The organism is Streptomyces subrutilus (assembly GCF_001746425.1).
Taxonomy (GTDB): domain Bacteria; phylum Actinomycetota; class Actinomycetes; order Streptomycetales; family Streptomycetaceae; genus Streptomyces; species Streptomyces subrutilus_A.
Map to the genome: position 1 here is coordinate 7,276,253 of NZ_MEHK01000001.1, position 19,099 is coordinate 7,295,351.

14 protein-coding genes and 1 pseudogene are annotated in these 19,099 nt (G+C 67.0%); 11 read left to right on the top strand and 4 right to left on the bottom strand.

Annotated features, from left to right (window positions below; all coding sequences use genetic code 11):
• Nucleotides 1–71 precede the first annotated feature (71 nt).
• Entirely contained in the window at nucleotides 72–7,514 is a 7,443-nt protein-coding gene (locus tag BGK67_RS33270) for a ricin-type beta-trefoil lectin domain protein (protein ID WP_141754133.1), read from the bottom strand.
• A gap of 608 nt (nucleotides 7,515–8,122) precedes the next feature.
• Here BGK67_RS33270 and BGK67_RS33275 point away from each other — a divergent pair.
• From BGK67_RS33275 to BGK67_RS36950, 11 genes are all read left to right on the top strand, one after another.
• Nucleotides 8,123–11,221: a DNRLRE domain-containing protein gene (locus tag BGK67_RS33275; RefSeq protein WP_069923518.1), complete on the top strand. Its 3,099-nt coding sequence runs from the start codon at nucleotides 8,123–8,125 to the stop codon at nucleotides 11,219–11,221.
• Between the two features lie 186 nt (nucleotides 11,222–11,407).
• Entirely contained in the window at nucleotides 11,408–12,220 is an 813-nt protein-coding gene (locus tag BGK67_RS39240) for a hypothetical protein (protein ID WP_167739634.1), read from the top strand.
• A gap of 1,010 nt (nucleotides 12,221–13,230) precedes the next feature.
• The gene (locus BGK67_RS39245; protein WP_167739635.1) at nucleotides 13,231–14,340 is read left to right on the top strand and encodes a right-handed parallel beta-helix repeat-containing protein; all 1,110 of its coding nucleotides are present in this window, start codon (nucleotides 13,231–13,233) and stop codon (nucleotides 14,338–14,340) included.
• A 28-nt stretch (nucleotides 14,341–14,368) separates the two neighbouring features.
• Nucleotides 14,369–14,824 (top strand): PKD domain-containing protein, encoded by a 456-nt coding sequence (locus BGK67_RS33285; protein WP_069923520.1) that lies wholly within the window; start codon nucleotides 14,369–14,371, stop codon nucleotides 14,822–14,824.
• On the top strand, nucleotides 14,803–14,877 hold the full coding sequence (locus BGK67_RS41345; protein WP_107489040.1) for a hypothetical protein: 75 nt from the start codon (nucleotides 14,803–14,805) through the stop codon (nucleotides 14,875–14,877). Before BGK67_RS33285 ends, BGK67_RS41345 begins: the two co-directional genes overlap by 22 nt.
• The gene (locus tag BGK67_RS33290; RefSeq protein WP_069923521.1) at nucleotides 14,874–15,053 is read left to right on the top strand and encodes a hypothetical protein; all 180 of its coding nucleotides are present in this window, start codon (nucleotides 14,874–14,876) and stop codon (nucleotides 15,051–15,053) included. Before BGK67_RS41345 ends, BGK67_RS33290 begins: the two co-directional genes overlap by 4 nt.
• Nucleotides 15,050–15,712: a hypothetical protein gene (locus BGK67_RS33295; RefSeq protein ID WP_141754134.1), complete on the top strand. Its 663-nt coding sequence runs from the start codon at nucleotides 15,050–15,052 to the stop codon at nucleotides 15,710–15,712. The genes BGK67_RS33290 and BGK67_RS33295 overlap by 4 nt, the downstream gene beginning before the upstream one ends.
• A complete protein-coding gene (locus tag BGK67_RS33300) occupies nucleotides 15,709–15,966 on the top strand; it encodes a hypothetical protein (protein ID WP_079154533.1) in 258 nt (85 codons plus the stop codon). The genes BGK67_RS33295 and BGK67_RS33300 overlap by 4 nt, the downstream gene beginning before the upstream one ends.
• A 376-nt stretch (nucleotides 15,967–16,342) precedes the next feature.
• On the top strand, nucleotides 16,343–16,600 hold the full coding sequence (locus BGK67_RS33305; RefSeq protein ID WP_069923523.1) for a hypothetical protein: 258 nt from the start codon (nucleotides 16,343–16,345) through the stop codon (nucleotides 16,598–16,600).
• A 219-nt stretch (nucleotides 16,601–16,819) separates the two neighbouring features.
• The gene (locus BGK67_RS40455) at nucleotides 16,820–16,993 is read left to right on the top strand and encodes a hypothetical protein (RefSeq protein WP_244291407.1); all 174 of its coding nucleotides are present in this window, start codon (nucleotides 16,820–16,822) and stop codon (nucleotides 16,991–16,993) included.
• Between the two features lie 19 nt (nucleotides 16,994–17,012).
• Nucleotides 17,013–17,875 (top strand): IS5 family transposase gene (locus BGK67_RS36950; RefSeq protein ID WP_432215538.1). Its coding sequence is split into 2 segments (ribosomal slippage): nucleotides 17,013–17,364 and nucleotides 17,364–17,875, totalling 864 coding nucleotides; the frame shifts between segments, so codons are not numbered across the junction.
• Nucleotides 17,876–18,163: 288 nt separating this feature from the next.
• Here the strand turns inward: BGK67_RS36950 and BGK67_RS33320 are convergent.
• From BGK67_RS33320 to BGK67_RS39250, 3 genes and pseudogenes are all read right to left on the bottom strand, one after another.
• Nucleotides 18,164–18,367: a hypothetical protein gene (locus tag BGK67_RS33320; RefSeq protein ID WP_244291408.1), complete on the bottom strand. Its 204-nt coding sequence runs from the start codon at nucleotides 18,365–18,367 to the stop codon at nucleotides 18,164–18,166.
• Between the two features lie 162 nt (nucleotides 18,368–18,529).
• Nucleotides 18,530–18,628, bottom strand: a pseudogene (locus tag BGK67_RS41050) (DUF6233 domain-containing protein); the annotation flags it as partial.
• Nucleotides 18,629–18,903: 275 nt separating this feature from the next.
• Nucleotides 18,904–19,099: hypothetical protein (locus tag BGK67_RS39250; protein ID WP_069923526.1), on the bottom strand; the 196-nt coding region annotated here is incomplete at its 5' end.

Consider the following 19,099-nt stretch of genomic DNA (forward strand, 5'->3'; position numbering starts at 1 on the left):
CGGCGCACATCCTACTGAAAAGCGTTTCGGCAGAGCGCCTGTCGCGCCCGACCGAAACGCTTCAGTCGCGACTAGCGAGAATTCCCCGTGAACTTACCAAGGAATCTTCCATCTCGATCGTAGACCCACATTTTCGCGCCTTCTGGGAGCGCATCCTCGATGGGGTTGACCGGAGGCCCACCAGGACGTGTATACGCCGACCCGTTGCAGAATTGACAGACGCCATCGGGGTGGTTTATGTAAAGCACTCCGCGTCCAATCTCATTGCGGCGCATATAGGCCGCAGCCTGCATCTCGGCGTGGTGATAATTCGACGACGTCATGCCGGGCACCCGACCACCCATATCGTCAACGAATCCGCCCGAACCGCGACCACCACTCCCGAACGGGACAACATCCACCTGGATGTCAAGGACTCCCGACGTCACGTGGTCCATTTCCCGCACGGCGAGCCGACATTGCTCCGGACTGATGTTGTGAACCAGGACCGGTGTGGTCCCAGCCAGCACATAGTACGTGTGAAGGTCCGCGACGGTGAGGTTGTAGGTCTCGTTGACGGCCCGGTAGGTGCGGGTCTGAACGATGGTTGCAGCTGTTCCTTCGTCGGTGCGAAGGGTTGTGCCTGTCTTGAGGTCGCCAGCGTCCTTCCAGGTCTGGTCTGACTCGGACCAGAAGGGGTGGTGGTCTGTTGTCGTGATTGTTTTGATGCCGTCGTCTGTCTGGATGCTGACGTCGACGTACTTTTTGTCATCTTTGGTGTAGATGGTGGCTGTGATGTTCTTGCCAGCTGTTTCGCCGGTTTCGGGGTCGGTAGCGAGGACTTCGTCATCGGTGGTCAGCTCTTCGATGGGCTTGCTGGTGCCATCGGCGAGTAGTACTGCGGTGCCAGCGATGAAGCTGTTCAAGCACGGGACGGGGGCGGAGCCCTTTCCAGGCCGAATTATCTTGGGCCCGGGAACGAATGAGCCAACTGTTCCCCCTAGTCCGAACCCCTCGTTGAAGGATCCTGTGTCGGGGTTTACCCCGTAATCTTCAACTGCTGTCGTCTGTCCACACGAGGCCCATCCGGAAGGTGTGAGCTCGCGGCATCCGAGCGTCAGCCCCTGGATACCTCCTAGGAGCAGGCCGCCTACGTAGTCACGGTTGGTTCCCTTGGGCTTATCGACCCACGTCTTTTTACACTTGCCTCGACCGCAAATGCCGGTGGTCTTGTAGTAGCCCTGCGGTTTTCCGCCCATCTTGGCATTATTCGGCGGTGAGGGCGGTCCGTTGTTGCTGTTCCCCATCGAGCAGAATATTCCGCACGGCGGCGGGTCTTCTTCATCCAATGTCCCGCCGTTGGCGGTGCAGTTGGAGTGGTAGGCGCAGTTGTCGTCTTTCAGGCCGGTGGGGTCCCAGTTGGTTATGGGGTTCCCGCGGGAGTAGGTGTAGCCGTTCATCTGGAGCGGGTCGGTGATGTCGAGGATGGGGTCGACGGAGATGAACCGGCCGGTCGAAGGCTCGTATTCGCGGGCGCCGATGTGCGTGAGCCCGGTCGTGTTGTCGTCGGTGCCGACGCCCAGGAAGGTGCGGTCCCCGGGCCAGTTGGAAGGCTGGCTGCCGCGGGGGTTTCCGTACGGGTCGGTCTTCCGCCGGGTGACCGCCTGGCCGTCTTTTTGTTCGACGCTGATGGTGGCGGTGTTGTGGTGGTCGGTCAGCTGCTGGGAGAGGGTGTGGCCAGCGGATTTGCCGCCTGTGCGGCGGATGGTGGTGGGGGCGCCGGGGGTGCTGTAGTAGCGGACGGCGTCGATGGCCTGGCCAGCCTTGTTGACGGTGATCTCGGTTTCACCGAGGTAGAGGGTGCGGGCGCTGCCGGTTTCCTGGATGACGCGGTTGCCGGAGGCGTCGTACAGATAGCTGGTGGAGTTGCCGAAGTTCCACTGCTGGGCGGGGGTGGGGGGGGGGCTGGCGCAGGTGTACAGGTCGAGGTCGTTGCCGTCGGCCGGGTTGTCGTTGGGAACAGTCAGGCACTGGTTGGTGGCGGTGACCAGGGACTTGTGCGTGGCGTTGTAGGTGAACTTCTGCGTTGCCCGGCCGTCACACGCGTACAGGCGTGCTTTGTTGCCGTCGGCGGTGAGACATTTGCCGAGTGCCTGGAGGGTGTCGCCGGTGAGGCGCCATTGCTGGGGCTTGGTCTCGTTGCAGGTCAGCAGCTGGACGGGGGTGCTGTCTGTGCTCTGGCCGTCCTGGACGTCGAGGCATTTGCCGGCGAGGCCGGTGACGGCGACGGAGCCGATGGAGCCGGGGGTGGTGGCGGACTGGAGCTTGTTGCGGCGGTCCCAGTTCAGGGTCTGGGTGTCGCCGCCGATGGTGCGGGTCTTGGTGTTGCCGGCCTGGTCGTAGGTGTAGGTGGACAGGGAGTCGATGGTGGAGCCGGGGGTCTTGGTGGTCTTGTTGACCTTGGCCAGTGCGTGCGGCTGCTTCTTTACCGGGGGCTGGGCGCCGCCGGCCTGGGCTACTCCGTACTCGTAGGCGGTGACGTCGTCGAGGTTGCTGTCGGCGGGGTCGCGGTCGGTGAGCTTGGTGCGGTTGCCAATCGCGTCGAACTCGTAGTCCTGCCAGTAGGCGTCACCCGGGAGGGCGGAACCCACCTCGGAGCGCGCGGGGCCTGCGGGACTCGTGGGGCACCCTGCGGATTTGCCGGTCCAGGCTCGGGTGAGCTGGCCGATGTTGTTGTAGGTGTAGCACTGGCGGTCCACCAGGAGCGGGGAGTCCTTGGTGGCGGTGGGCCGGGCGTCGGGCTGGGCGTCGGTGATGGAGGTCGGGTTGCCGACCGTGTCGTAGGTGTAGGTGAGGGAGGACAGCAGGGTGGACGTGGAGTAGGGGTCGCGGGTTTCGCGGTGGCTTTCGGCTGTGGTGACCCGGCCGGTGTGGGGGTCGTGGATGTTGTTAGTCCACACGCGGTGGGGTGCGTTGCCGGTGGCGGTGCGAATTACTTCACCGAAGGGGCTGTAGATGGTGTCGGCCGTGTACCAGGTCAGCCCGGACATGGTCTGCACCATGCCGTCTTTGTTGTAGCGGGTGATCAGCTTCTCAGAGGCGAGACCGCCGACGGTGGCCGGGAGAGTTGTCGACTGGACCTTGCCCGTGGGCGTGTAGGTGGCGCTGTAGGTGTAGGTGCCGGCCAGGCCCTTGGTGGTCTGGGCGTTCGGCAGGTCCGGGATGGTGATCTTCGAGCCTGTGGGCCGGTACTCGCTGTCGTAGCCGGTGACCGCACTGGTGTAGAAGCCGCCGTCGCCCCAGTTACGGGTTGCGGAGACGGGCTGGCCCTTGGCACCGGGCAGGGTGTCGTAGGTCCAGGAGGCGACGAGCCACCCGGTGGTGGGGTTGTCGTTGCGCAGTTCGGTCTTGCGGCCGAGAACGTCGTACTTGGTGTGCTGGGCGTACCCGGACACGTTCGTCGCCGACGTCTGCTGGTCGAGGTTGTTGTAGGCGAACGTCGACGTGCCCATGTCCGGGTCGGTGGATGAGGTCATCCGGCCGCGGGCGTCGTAGACGTAGGTCCAGTTGTTGCCGGCCGGGTCGGTGACCTTGGCGAGCTTTCCGCGGACGTCGTACTCGTACTTGGTCTTGGTCGTCGCGGGATTCTCGAGCAAGGACGGGTTGACATCCTCGGCGGCTGTGGAGGTGTAGTGCTCGACCATCGTGGTGCGGTCGAGGGCATCCGTGCTCGTCTTGACCGCACGACTGCCCGGCAGCGGGGTTGCCCCGGTGGGGGACATGGCGCTGCGGGTCAGGGTCCAGTCGCCGCCGTACTGGGTGATGGCGGAATGCTTTGCCGTGCCCTTCTTCACCGTGGTGGTGCGTACGGCACGGCCGAGGCCGTCGTAGGCGGTCTGGGTGGAGTTGTGGATTTCGGTGTCCGATTTGGGGACGAAGAGTTCCGTCTTCAGGCTGTCGTCGGCGAGGTAGGCGTTGTTGGTCTGGTAGACGGTGCCGTTCGCCGAGTAGAGGGTGTCGGTGACGACGAGCGAGCCGCCTGGACCTTCGCTCTGGGTCTGGCGCGGGCGCAGCAGTCCGTCGTAGATCGCGATCGATGTGCTGTAGGTACCGTCGTCCTTCAGGGCACGGGTGGTGACGGCCGGTGTCTTGTTCTCTTTGATCTGGTAGTCGAACGTGTAGGCCGACTTGTCGGTCGCCTTCTGCGACGGCGTCCGCACCTCTTTCGTGCGGCCGAGCTCGTCGTACTGGGTGGTTACCTTGCGCCCGTTCGCGTCCGTCGCCTCCAGGACACTGCCGCGAGCCGGATCCAGCTTGGTGCTCACCGTGTGCCCGAGTGCGTTGGTCGCGGTGACCGTGAACGCAGGCCCGGTCGGGGGACTGAACGCGGTGGTCGACGGGTTGCCGAGCGCGTCGTAGGTCTTGACCGTCCGGCCGAGCGCGTCGTACTCGCTGCGCCCGGAGGTGATCCAGCCGGTGCCCGCGCCATCGAGGCTGTCGACCTGGTAGGGCAGGCCCTTGGTGGGGGCGGTACCGAAGGCGTTGACGGCGTCGTAGGAGGTGCGGGCGGCACTGAGGACGGTTCCGCCCGTCGTGCCGGCTTCGGTGCAGTCACCGGTCGTTTCGCGGACTTCCGCGGGCAGGCCGATCAGGTTGCTCGCAGTGTTGTGGACGTAGGTCGGCTTGCTGCAGGACTGCTTGACCGTGACCGAGTCGGCGCTGCCGGTCTTCTCCTTCACCTCGGTGTGCGTGCTCTGAAGCAGACCGTAGGCGGTGTCATAGGTGTGGCCGGTGCGCACCATGCGGGACTTGCCGCCGCTGACCGCTTGGACCTCGATGGTGCGTTCGATGCCCTGGCGGTACGCCTCTACCTTTCGTCCCGCGTCGTCGATTCTGGCGCGGGTCGCGGTGGGGGTCCCGGATTCCCAGGGCCGGGTGAAGTGGCGGTTCTCGATGTCCTCGTCGCCGCCGCCGGCCTTGGTGTAGGTGATGGTCTCGGCGGTCTGGCCCTGGAAGCGGGGCTTGTCCTCGCCGAGGTCCTCGGTTCCCGTCCAGTCCTTGACGGTGACCTTGGCCGCGTCGGTGGACAGGCCGCGGAAGTAGCGGGTGCGGGTCTGGGACTTCTCGGTCGCGGTGGGCGTGCCCGTCTTCTCGGTCTCGCCCGTGGTGGTGAGGACGCTGCCGTAGCCGCGCCACTGGCTGTAGGTACGCAGCTCGGGCTTGCTGAGCTCGTCGTCCTCCTTCACCCAGGCCGCGCCGCCCTCATAGGTGTAGGTGGTGACGACGTCGGGCCGCTGCGCTACGCGGTCCTTCTCGGCCACGCTTTCCACGACGTACTTGTTGAACACCTCGATCGGCGTCTTCTCCGGAGCCAGGTCCGGATCCGCGGACCAGCGCACGGGGAAGCAGCGGCTCGTGTTCTTCGCCGGATCGGGGACGGTGGTGCCCAGAGCGCAGGGGGCGGAGTAGGTGACGTGGATGTCACCGCCGGTTTCGGTGCGGATGGTCTCGATCCGTTGCCGGTCGAAGTCCGGGGCCGCGTCGGGCTTGCCGGTTACCGGGTCGGTGGGCTTGACGACACGGTTGGGCATGTCCTTGCCGTTGGCGACGAAGGAGACCGAAGGCAGCACCTCGCCGTGCTCGCTGTTCGTGGGGCTGTAGCCGGTGCGGGTGATGGACTTCAACCACAGCGGAGGGCTGGTATCAGTGCGGTGGGCGGGCAGCGACTGCTCCAGCACCCACTGATCCACCTTGGTCAGGGCCGTGGAACCCTCGGTGCGCTGAGCGTAGGTGGAGACTTTGGCCAGGCGCATGCGCGACCAGAACGTCGGCGACGCGATGTCGCAGCGCGTCGCGGCCATCTTGCAGTTCAGCGAGCTGGGGGTGTCCCACCATCCGAGCGCGTTCTTGGTACCGAACTGGGAGTTATCGCAATTGGTGACTTCCGGGAAGCACCGCTGCTCCACGCCGAACTCGACTCGGCCGGCAGGGGCGCCGGAAAGGTTGCCGGCGCGCAGTCCGTAGAGAATGCGTACCGGGTAGCCGCCGCGGGTGTACCCGACCTTGTCGGCGTTCGTCTCCGTGTACTTCTCGTTCTTGGCGTAGCGGTTCTCCTCCTTCTTCCAGTCGATGACCATGGCGTTGCCGTGGATGTCCTCGACGTAGTCGAGGTTCCAGCGCCAGGCCTGCCGACAGGACGAGTTGGCGTACACCGTGGTGTAGCAGGGTTCGCCCGGGTGGTTACCGAAGACCGGGACGGTGAAGACCGAATCGGTGATGTTCTCCGGTGAGGTGCCGTCGCCGTGGGTGCCCACGTTGTGGCGGCCGTAGTGGTAGCGCGTGCCGTCGCGGGTGGTGACGACCCAGTACTCGTCGTTCCGCGCGCCGTTGCCGTTGTTTTCACCGGTCTTGAGCTCGACCCTGGAACCGTCGTCGGAAGCGGGAACCCATTTTCCGGTCGCGGCGTCGCGCACCAGTTCGGTTATCGAGCCGCCCAGTGAGAGAACGACATTGTCACCCGCCCAGCACAGGTCGCCCTTCTTTTTGTCGGCGGTGTTGTCGTTGTTCGGCTTGCCGGTGCCCGTGGGCTTCAGGTCGTCGGAGCAGGTGCGGTAGCGGCGCTCGATAAAGCCCGGGTTGTAGTCCCATCCGTCCCCGATCCAGGACGCCTGCCCGTTGGTCACCGACGTCCGGCCGTCCACGGACTGCGACGAGTACGAGAACGCGATCGAGGGGGTGGGCCCTGCCGGGGCCGGCGGGACGTTCAGCGGGTAGGTCCAGGAGAATCCACCGCCGCTGCCTCCCGCCGTCCACTTCCCGGAGGCGGACAGCGAGGTGGCCTTGTAGCTGCCGCCGGCGCCCGCTGCCCCGTCGGAGGCGACCAGCGCCACCTCGGCGCTGCCGGCGGTCATGGTGTGCATGCCCTGCACGGGAGCGGCCGTCGGGTTGACGGTTGCTATGACCCGCTTCTTGCCGGGCTCGTTCACACTGGGAACGTCCGTGGAGACGGAACACTCGGGCAGCTCGGGCGTGACAAGGAAGCAGGCGGGGAACTGCCGCAGCTTCAGGCGGGAAGCCCATTCGGTCCCGTACAGGTCTTCGAACTTGGAGTAGTCCAGCGCGACGTCGACCGGATTCACCGCGTCTGCCGGCGGCGTGATCTTGATCATGGCGCCGTCAACACCCGCGGCCTCGGTCTTGGCGCGGTCCGAGACCGCAGCCGACCAGGTGCCCGTCGGAGCGGTACCGGTGTTCTCGACCTTGCCGATGCTGACGGGCAGCGTTCCGACCTGGGTGAACTCGGTACCGGCGGCAGGCGTCACGCTGGCAGAGCCACCCGCAGGCAGCGCCACCGCGGTCGGCGCATACGGGTCAAGCGGTGCGGGCGGATCCCCGAACCAGCCCTCCAGCTGCGCGGAAGCGACCGGGTCGCGCTCTGCCTTCAAGTCCTTCTGCAAGGCGGGCAGAGTGACACCGCTGCGGTCGCCCGGTGGTGCGGCCCAGGCATGGACGGGCAGGAGTGTTGCGGTCAGCACCACGGAGAGTGTGATGCCGGTGCGCCCGGCGAGGCGCGCGCGTTTCGCGCGCGCCTTTCTGTTTCCGGGCAGGCGGAAATTCGCCGTCAACGGCGACATGTGGACCCCCCACGCTCTGCCGCCGCGGGGCCGAAGGCGCACGGCCGGCAGGAAAATGACAATTAGCCAGCTGATTGTGCGTCGGGATGAGCGGAAAACCTACGGTTCCGATATCCGGTGTGGGCTTTATCACTTTACTGGCAGTAAACTTCAGGGCAATCCACGCGAATCGGCTCTAAAAGGTCTGCCAGAGGGCTGGTGCAGGGGGTGAAGATGTCTGCGGCATGGTTCATGCTCGGCTCGCACTCCGTGTGTGGAAAGGCGTGCGGGGAGCGGCCTTTCGCATCTTCCTCGGTAGTGCGCCGAAAACCGATTTTTCAGTACCGAGGGCTGCCCGAGTGTGCGCCCGAGGGGGGAGAAGTACGCCTGTGTCTGTCAGTGAATCCGTCGATGAAAGCCCGCCAACAGCACCAGCCGAAAAGGAAGTTGCTGCTGTCCCGGCAAGACGGTGGTTCAGACGCCGCCGAACGCTGGGCGCCCTGGCGGCGCTCCTCGCGATAGCCGTCGCCGTGCCGGTGGGCGTACACATCAGCGCAGAGGACACGCCGCAGGCCACCCCTGCCGAGGAACTCCCGATCGCTGAGCCAGAGGCTCGGCGCCTGGCCGAGAAGTCGGGCAAGGAGGTCGAGGTCACCGCCGCGCGCAGCGCGAACACCACGACCTGGGCCCAGCCAGACGGCACCTACCGCAAACAGGTCTTCAACTCCGCCATCCGGGCCAAGGCCGACGGACAGTGGAAGCCGATCGACACCACCCTCCACAGGGTGGACGCTGGGTACGCGGCGAAGGCGGTCAACGGCCGCGTCGTCTTCAGCGCCGGCTCCAAGCAGCACGCCACCAGCGCAGGAAGCCAGCGGGCTTCGCGCTCGGTCACCCGTGTCGCGCTGCGCCAGGACACTCCCACCGAGGTGTGGACAGAGCTGGTACGGCTGAACACAGACGGCCACGACATCGTCGTCTCCTGGCCCGGTACCCTGCCCGAACCCGTCATCGACGGCCCGCGCGCCCTGTACGAAAACGTGCGTCCAGGAATCGACCTGCTCATGACCGCGCAGGACGGCGGATACTCGCATCTCCTGGTCGTAAAGGACCGCCAGGCCGCCACCGACCCGCTCCTGGGCCAGCTGAAGTACCGGCTCGCCTCACCCGACCTGACCTTCCGCCTCGACGCCGAATCGGGCGCGGTCAGCGCCCGCAACGAGCAGGACGAAGAAGTCGCCGGCTCGCCGACCCCGATGATGTGGGACTCCAGCGGCAAGGTCGCCACCACCGACAACGAGCCCGCCTGGAAGCCCACTGACAAAGCCGCACTGCACCCCACCCTCGGCCTGTCCGGTCTGGCCGGCGCTGAAGGTGCCCGCCTGAAGCCCGCCAAGCCCGCCTTGACCGAGAACACGCTGGCCATCACCCCCGACAGCGGCCTGCTGAACGCCCCGGAGACGGTGTACCCGGTGTTCATCGACCCCTCCTTCAAGGGCCACAAGCACTCCTGGAGCCTGCTCTACAAGACCGAGGGCAACTCGAGCTTCTACAACGGGCAGAACTACAACGCGAGCGGCACCAACGAAGCCCGCGTCGGCTACGAATCCACCACCGGCGGCACCTCCCGCTCCATCTTCAACTTCAACTTCGGCAGCGAACTCCACGGCGCCGGCATCATCTCCGCCAGCGTCCGCGCCCTGCAGACCTACTCCTGGTCGTGCGAGCAGAAGCCGATGGACATCTACTCGACGCCCTACGTCACTTCTTCCAGCACCTGGAACAACACCAACAACGGCACCTATTGGAACCGCAAGGTCGCCACTGAGTACGCCGGCTACGGCTACAACAGTTCCTGCCCGGACAACTGGATCGCCCCCGACATCAAGGGTCTAGTCGCCGACGCCGCCGCCAGCGGCTGGGGCGCGCTGTCCCTCGGGTTCGCAGCACCGAACGAGTCCGATTCGTGGTACTGGAAGAAGTTCATCGCCAACGGCGAGACCGCCCCGTACATCGAGGTCCGGTACAACAACCCGCCCGACACCCCGACCGCGGCGAACATGCAGACCACCCCCGGCGGCCGCTGCCTGACCACGAGCCCGGGCACCGGGATCGGCAAGACGAACATCACCTTCCAGGTCAAGGCCACCGACCGCGACGGCCTCGATACCCTCGACAAGGTCCAGGTCGAGGTCTGGAACACCGTCACGGGAGCCCAGGTCTACAACAACTGGCTGCCGCCCAACAGCGACGGCGTCGTCTTCCATGAAGTACCTCTAGAGAAGTTCGAATCGGGCGCCACCTACCAGTGGCTGTCCCGCGTCCTCGACAAGGACGGATCGGGATCGGGGAGCGGACCGTTCGACTCCGGTTCCGGGGGCTGGTGCACCTTCACCGTCAGCCACGTCGTCCCGCCCAGCCCGGCCGTCTCCTCCACCGACTTCCCCGAACCCGGCCAGAACTACACCGAGTGGAGCGCGAAGCCCGCCGGCACCCCTGGCCAGAAGATCCTGCTCAGTGGCAACGGCGCCAGGGTCGCAGACATCCGCGAATACCAGTACAGCCTGAACCGGCCCCTCTTCGACAAGAAGGCCGAGCTGACCCTCAACGGCGCGGACAAGGTCTCCGTCACCCTCCAGGTCGACACAGCGGGCCCCAACGTCCTCTACGTCCGCACCGTCAACCAGTACGGAAACATCTCACCGCAGACCACCTACAGTTTCCTCGTCAGTCCCAGAGCGGGTCTGGACAAGCCTGGCGATGCCACCGGCGACGGCCACCCCGACCTCTTCGCCATCGACAAAGAAGGCAACCTCCGCACCTACGGCGGCGACGCCACAGGGGATACCGACATCCACATCCCTGGCGCCGTCCAGGACGGCCTCCCCGTCGCAGCCGGCTACTGGAAGAACGGTGCCGACGGCAAACGCGCGCTCATCGGGCACTCCACGGACTGGTTCCCCGGCGACGGGCTGACCGACCTCATCGCCCGCATGCCCGACGGCAAGCTGTACATCTACCCGGGCATCGGCACCGGACAGTTCGACGTCGCCCGCCGCACGGAAATTCTTCTGCCTCCGGGCGCGCCCGATCCGGCGTCGTTCCGGCAGATCATCGTCACCGAGGACGTTGATGGCGACGGCCTGGCCGACGTATTCGCCCTGGATGCCGACAGCCTGTGGGCGTTCTCCGGCTACACCGGATCCAGCTTCACCAGCCACACCAAGATGGCCGACACCGTCTGGGCCCCCCGCGACCTCATCGGAGTACGCGACGTCTCCGGAGACAAGATCCCCGACCTTCTCTTCCGTGACAACGCCAACGCCAACCGCGGGCTGCTTCTGCGCAAGGGCAAGCCGGGTGCCAACGGGGGAGTCGACCTCGCTTCGCTCTCCGCATCAGCCAACGCCGTAGGCGGCGTGGACTACACCTACGCCACCACCGGCTGGGGCCGAACTACCATCCCCATGCTGCTGGGCACAGCCGATGCCACCGGCGACGGCATCCCCGACATCTGGGCTGTGGACAATCTCGGCAACCAGTGGCTCTACCAAGGCGGCACTGCCACCCTCGGCCCGGCCTCCGGCCGCGACGAAGACAAATGGAACGAGTTCCTCACCATCGGATAGCCCACACCACAGCAGTATGAGCAGGCACCCGGCGGGACATAACGCCCCCGCCGGGCGCGATCGCTCACCACCATCGAGCTACACCGGTCCGCCCCGCCATTTAGGGGGTACACCCCACGACATCGCGCGGCGGAGTTCGCGGCGATCAGGGTCGCCCCATGTCGACGCCGACAGGTGCCGTCCCACATGTACGCACCACTCCCTACCCTGCACACCACCCGAGGAAATCCGTTCTCCGCTCGTTCCACCACCGTTTCGGCCGCAGTGCTTGCTGGCTGTCTCGTCCTCACGGCCTGCGACCCCGCAGAGCCGCCGACAGACGACGCGAACCAGCCGGCTTCCACCTCACCGAACAGCTCTGCCGCGGAGCCCTTCCAGGGCAAGACCCCCGAGGAGATCCAACAGCTCGCATACGAGGAGACCCGCACTGCCACGTTCAAGAAGTTCCGAGGACAGGCGTCTGGCGACGGGCTGACCGGCACGATCGAGCTCACGTTCGTGAACGTGGATTGCGCGGGCACGGTGAGCGGCGAAGGCCTGGGCAAGACGGAGATCCATGCCACGCCCAAGGTCCTCCATGTGAAGCGCGACCCGCAGGCGTGGAGGTCCAGCTTGAAGGCCACCAAGGCGCAGGAAGACGTCGTGGTCAACCGCATCGGTAACCGCTGGATCAAGCTGGATGCCGAGCACTCGGACGCGAAGGCCATCGCCTTCAGCTGCCAGCTGCGCGACCCCAACATCCTTTTGGAAGAGGAATCCCCTGCAATATCCCGGGGTGCTTCCGCCACGGTCGACGGACAACCCGCGATCATGCTCACATACCCGGGTACCAACGGCGGCACCGTCACCGACTACGTGGCGACCCAGGGCCGCCCCTACCTGCTCAAGCGAACGGAGACGGGCCGAGAGCCGCATGAGTTCACGTGGTATGACTTCGAAACCGTCACGCAAATCCCGCCCCCCGCTGCCAGCGAGGTCGTAGACGCTGGCGAGCTCTGAGCCAACGCCGTGATGGTGACCCCGAGGGCCAGCCAACCGGCAGGCACGTGGACCCAGCGGCCGACGACCCCGCCGGGGCGGAAGACGAACTGCGCCAGCCGGGCCGTCCTGCTGTCAAACACTGGCCGCAGATCCGAACGGCGTGAACGACGAAAAAAACATGCCCACCGGCCAGCGGGCCGTTCCCTTTCGAGGGCCAGACGCCTGCAGAAATGCGCCTCGCCGCCGAGCTGGCGCTCGGCGGCGAGGCAGGGCGCAGCAGTCGCTGCCGTCAGCGGCGGTGCGCCGGCGGCCTCGGCTTCCTCCGCCTCGGTCAGCGCCCTCTCAGCCCTGCCCAGCTCACCGCGTTGGTAGGTGACCAGCGTCCGCAGATGCGGAGTGAATGGCGGCAGCACAGACACGACTCACCCCCCGTGTCGGGCCTGCCGGGCGGCCTGGCATGCCTCGCACAGGGGGCTCGCAGGGGCCGTAGCGCGCACATGGCGAACTGCATCGCGCGCATTGGCCGGTCTGCGAGGGGGACCAGGTGGTGATCTGCGGTCTGACGGTGGGGGCGGGGGGAGGTCATGGTGCTGGTCCTCGGTAACACCACTTTCCCGAGGAAGCGTGCGTTCTCGCCATTGAGCAAGAGAGCCCTCGAAACCCACCCGGAGCACCAGTTTCGGGCATGGAACGCTACGCCCCATCGGCGCAGCGATCGCCGTGGCCGCGCGGGCGACGACCGCGATCCCGGCGGGCGACTCCTTCATCAGGCCACCCGCGACTGCCAAGCTCGCGCCGTCGATCCTTGTCCATCGAGCCGGCCTTCAAGCCTGCGGTGCCGTCCAGCAGGCCGCCTTCGCCATCGGGCCAGTGGTGGGCCGGTGATCAGCCGGTAGGGGAGATGGCTTATCGTCGAAACGTTTCTGCGGATTCGCGTGCGCCGGCTGCCACTGGGGGGCAGGAGAATCACAGTCGCGCGGCGCCGCACCGTATTGCATGCATTTTGCATGCTTGCCCGAAGGGTTCCCGTGCGTCCCACTCGTGCGACGGTCCTGCTGACCGCAGGTCTCGTCACTCTTCTCGGCGTTCCGGCCGCGACAGCCGTCGATACGCCGAGCACCCTCTATGTGAACAATGAGGGCACCTCGAACTGCACCGACACGGGGGCCGGTTCGCAGGCGGTTCCCTTCTGCACGATTTCGGCGGCAGCGAAGATCGTCAAGCCCGGTCAGACCGTGCGGATCAAGACGTGGGGGCATTATGACGAGAACGTCGTCATCGACCGGTCCGGGGAGCCGGGCAAGCCGATCACCTTCACCGCCGACACGGAGTACTTCTCCTCAGCGGCGTACCTGGAGTTCGGCAGGAGCCTGACCATCAGTGGCGCCTCCCACGTGGCGGTCCGAGGGTTGCACAGCTATGGCGGCGTTCACGTCCGCCGCTCGACGGATGTCGAGCTGGACCGGGTCTACGTCTCGAACGGCGCCTCGGCCGGGCTGGTGATCGGCGAGGGAAGTGTGGGCGTGCGAGCCGTCCGGAGCCGTCTACTCGGTGTCCGTGTCGAGGGCGGAGCGCGGGGCACCGTGCTCAGCCGAAACCAGCTCGACGTCGGTTTCGAGAGGGGCGTCGATGTGATCGACGCCCCGGAAACCGCCGTCACCAACAACACGCTCGTCAGCGGTTGCGGTACGACCATCTCGGTCCGTGGCGCCGCCTCGTCCGGTTCCGCAGTTTTCAACAACGTGCTCTTCACCTGGCCCACTGACTGCGCATCGGCCGCGCCCCGAAAGGGCATCGAAGTGGCGGCGAGCGCGACGCCGGGTACCCGCGCCGACTACAACCTGATCACCGGTCCCGAGCTCAAGTCGACGCCCTACACGTGGGGCGGTACCGGTTACCAGACCCGGCGGCGTTCGCGGCCGCCACGGACAGGGCGCGCACGACATCCTGGCCCCGGACTACAACAAGGTGGGGGCGAAGGACGGGTCTCCCACCATCGACTCCGGCGACCCGACGGCACCGGGCGTACTGCCCACCGACATCTATGGGAGCCGACGGCGGACGATCCGCGCGTGGCCAACACGGCAAGGACGGCGGTTACATCGACCGCGGTGCCTTCGAGACCCAGGACGTCCTGAAGGGCGTCACGCTGAGCATCGATCCGGCGTGGGCTCCCGCCGGCACCACGGTGAAGGCGACGGCCGTTCCGGAGGCCGCTGGCCCACGGGGCTCACCTACCACTACGACTTCGGCGACGGCACGGCCCCGGTCGTCACCAAGGCGACCACCGCCGAGCACGTCTACAGCTCGCCGTGCGCCTGCGTGGCCAAAGTGACGGCGGTCAACGGTGTCGGAGAGAAGGTCTCCTCCTTCGACCAGCCGGCCAAGGTGACCGCGCCTGGTCCGCTGACCACGGCTTTCACTGTCACACCCCTCCTGCCGACCTCCTCCGACCCGTTCACCCGCCGTGCTCCGCTGACCGTCTCCGTCGACACCGACGACACCGCGGCTCCGTGGCCGGTGACGAGCACGGACGTGGACTTCGGTGACGGCACCCAAGGCACATCGACAACCTGGGCGACCTCGAGCACACCTACAAGATGCCCGGCACCTACGACGTGACCGTCACCATGCAGGACGCCAAGGGCGCGAAGTCCACGGCCAAGCGCACGTGAAGGTCGACTACACCCCGTCGGGCTACGTGGCGACCGAACCGTTCCGCCTGCTGGACACCCGTACCACCAACACACCCGTCCAGGGCGGGACGGCCACCCTTGTGACCCTGCCCGTCGGCCCGCCGTACCGGGTCACCGGCTTTCCGGAAGCATGGCGGTGGCGGTCCTCAACGTGACTGTCACCGGTGCCACCGAGGACACCCACCTCAGCGTCTGGCCCTCGGGCCAGCCGCGCCCGGTCACCTCGAACGTCAACATCAAGGCGGGCGGCACCTCCTCCAACACCGTCACCGTCCCGATCGGCGCCTACGGCACGGTCTCCGCGCAGCTCAACTCCGGCAGGGCCGCGCTCATCGTCGACTTCGTCGGCTACTACCAGCCCAACGTCGGGCAGCGCTTCAGCCCGGTCACCCCGACCCGCGTCGTCGACACCCGCACGACCGGTGGCGCGCTGGGCGGCGGCCAGACCCGCACGGTCAAGGTCGCCGGTGTGAACGGCATCCCGGCCGACGCCACGGCGGTTGCCCTGAACCTGACCGGTACCGGTGCGACCGAGCAGGCGCACGTCATCGCCTACCCGGACCCGGCGAAGCGCCCGACGACCTCGAACCTGAACGTGGAGCCGGGCAAGGACAAATCCAACCAGGCGATCGTCCCGGTCGGGCCGAACGGCACCATCACCCTGTTCACCAACTCCGGTTCCACCCACCTGGTCGTCGACGCCGTCGGCTACTACGGCAAGGACGGCAACGCTTTGTTCACCCCGGTGGTGCCCAAGCGCCTGGCCGACACCCGCACCACGGGCAAGGTCGCCCCGGCGCCACGACCACGGTGAGCGGCCTGCCGGCCAACGCCATCGGTGCGGCCCTGAACGTGACCGCGACCGAGTCCACCGGCCCCGGCTTCCTGACCGTCCACGGGTTCGGCACTCCGCGCACGAGCGCGAGCAGCCTCAACACCCTGCCGGGTCTCACCGTCCCGAACCACGTCATGACCCCAGTCGCAGACGGCAAGGTCAGCGTCTTCAACAGCTGGGGCGGCAGCAACCACGTGATCACCGACCTGCTCGGCTACTTCACCCAGAGCTAAAGCCCCATATCTTCCTATGTGAACAAGAATCAACCGTTGGTGACGTCAGTTGCCGTCGGGATCGCCATCGCGGTGGCGACCGTAGCTGCTGAGTCGGCGCGCCGGGGTGGCTGTATGTGCTCGTGCTCCTGTGCATCGTGGCAGCCGTTGCCGTCGTGGCCATTCAAGCCGTGTTTCCGCAGGAATCCGAGTACAGGCTGGGGTGGTGGGGGAAGGGCTCACGGCGGTATCGGCTGCGCTGGCTGGCAGTACGCCAAAGTGCCCGGGCCCGTGACGGCGAATGAACACGCATCTGCCCCTCCACCCCGACCCGCCTCCGGCCTCCCCCAAGCCCCCTGCTAGCCTCCGGGCGTCCATCACACCATCCGGAGGAATCTTGAGCACGGCCTTCGTCCTGCTGACCGTGGGACTCACTCTCTTCGCCGCGGGCAGCTGGGTCGCGCTGAACATTCGCGGCGTCGCCGCCTCTTTGGAACGCCGGGCGGCGGCCAACGCCGAGCGCATGATGCACGCCCGGGGGGATCTGGGTCCGGCCCGGCGGGTGGCGTCCGTCGGCTTCTACCGGTTCTTGGGCACTGTGATCGCTCTGTGCGGGAGCGTCTTCACGCTCGGGGGCCTGCTCGAATCCCTCTGACCGGTCGGGCCGACGGGCCCCACACGAGCCCGGAGCATCTAGGCAGTTTCGTTTGGATCAAGATGCCGTGAGTAGTCGCTAGCGTTGTCGAATGGCACTCTGGGCAGATGCCCTTGGAACACCTCCACTCAGAAGGACCTCAGACGGCTGCTCAATGAGTGGGATCCGATCGGTGTCGCTGACGATGTCCAGGACGAGTACGACTGCATAATCGGCCCCTTGTTCCGCAGCCTCCACGGTGGCGCCGACCAGGCGGTGATCGGCGAGTTTCTGCGGCAGGAGCTGGAGGTTCACTTCGGACTTCCTTCAAGTCGGCCGCCCGAGGCGGCGGCCGCCCGCTTCGTCGATTGGTGGGCAGCGGCTGATCCGGCCGACGGCGCGGACAGCCGGTAGCCGTTCCTCACAGGGCCGTCTGTGCGTTGGCCTGTGTGTGCCGTTGACTGATGCGCAGTGGGCGCGGATTGAGCCGTTACTTCCGGACCGGACGCCGAAGCGAGGTGGAAGGTGGCGTGACCACCGACAGGTGATCGATGCGATCGCGTTCAAGTTCCAGACCGGATCGCAGTGGGTCCACTTGCCCGAGAGATACGGCAACTGGCGTGGCGTTTACAACCGGCTTCGGATGTGGGCCGTCGATGGCACGTGGGAGCGCGTGTTCACCACGCTGGTGGCCCAGGCTGACGCCGACGAGGACCTGGACTGGGTGGTCTCGGTGGACTCCACGATCGTTCGTGCCCACCAGCACGCGGCCGGGGCCCGCAAAAAGGGGCCCCGGCTGGCGAGCCCGGTGACCATGCCATCGGCCGGTCCCGCGGTGGACTGACCACGAAGATTCATCTCGCGGCCGACGCCCACTGTCGTCCCCTCGCCTTTGTTCTCACCGCCGGACAGGCCGGCGACGCACCCGCTTTCGCGCACGTGATGGCTCGCCTACGTGTCCCCCGGCGACGTGGTCGGCCCCGCACCAGGCCCGATATGGTCCTGGCTGACAAGGCCTATTCCTCGCGCGCCATCCGCGAGCACTTGCGCAAGCGCGGCATCCGCGCGGTGATCCCAGTTCCGGCAGATCAACAGGGCCATCGGAAACGCCGAGGCAGCCGTGGTGGCAGACCACCCGCCTTCGACCGCGAGGCCTACAAGCAGCGCAACACCGTCGAGCGGTGCATCAACCGCTTGAAGCAGTGGCGGGGCATCGCTACCCGCTACGAGAAGACCGCGACCATCTACCTAGCTGGACTGCACGTCGCAGGCATCTTCCTCTGGTCCGATCGGTGATCCGAACGAAACTGCCTAGGTCAACAGCCGGAGGGTGACGCGCCTTATGGACCGGACCATACCCCGGCGTCCGCCCAGAGAGCCGTGGGCAGTATCCACCGCGTCGGATGGTGACTGTCGGGGCCGCTTCCGTACGCCGGTGATCAGCCACCGGGCCGGTCCCCGTGCTCTCGCCGATTCGGTGCTGTTCCTGGCCTGGCGCGCGGATGGCCACGGATGCCGGCGCCACGACTACCCCGGCTCACTCACCCGTCATCTGACCCGTTGGGGCCGGCCGGGCGGGGTGGGTCACCCGCGGTCGGGGTGCCAGTCGGCAGGGCCGCCCCCGCGCCATTCGATGATGTCCCCACCGTCTGCGGTGACGTCGTCGAGGTCGAGGCCGGCCCGCCGCAGGAACTCCCGGACGTCGGCAGGACCGTAGGCGCGGCCGAGGTCGATGCCGTCGCAGCGGACGCGGCGTGCGCCCTGTGCGTCGGGCGGAAGGACGGTCACACGGTGTGTGTTGCCCGCTTGCTCGGGGTGGGGCGGGCAGTTCATTCGAGGACTCCCAGGATGGTGTCGGGGCGGCAGTGGGGGCAGGCGGGGACGCCCTCGGCGAGGAAGGCGTATCTGTTCGGCGGTGGCGGGCGCGCAGCGTTTGCTGAGGTCCCAGCAGCTCCCGGCGTGGACGCAGACCGGTCGCATGCCCGCGCCGATCCCGCGCTCCACCAGCCATGCGGGGGGTTCGGGTGGCGGCAGCCGGCGGGCTGCCATGGCTTCGGCTTCCTCGGCCTCGGTCAGCGCCCTCTCCGCCCTGCCCAGCTCGCCGCGCAGGTAGGTGACCAGCGTCCGCAGACGAGGCAGGTCAGGCGGCAGCACAGACACGGGTCAGCCCCCGTACAGGGCCTGCCGCGCGGCCTTACATGCCTCGCACAAGGGGCTCGTACCCACCCCGTAGCGGCACGTGGGGGCGTGGCACCGAGCGCAGGGGCCGGTTTGGCTGGGTGCCCAGGTGGCGACCTGCGGGCGGGGCGCGGTGGTCTGCTCGTTCACGCTGCTGCCTCCCCGTCCGCCGGTGCGGAGGTGTGGGTGCGGGCGGCGCGCCGCAGCTCGACGCCGCCGGCGCGCCAGGCGGTGGGGGCCGCCCAGGAGGGGTGGGTGCACAGGGCTCCGGAGAGGGCGATCAGCCGGCGCCGCAGCGCGGTCGTACCGGCCCCGGGGGCCTGCGCGAGTTCGGCGTACGTC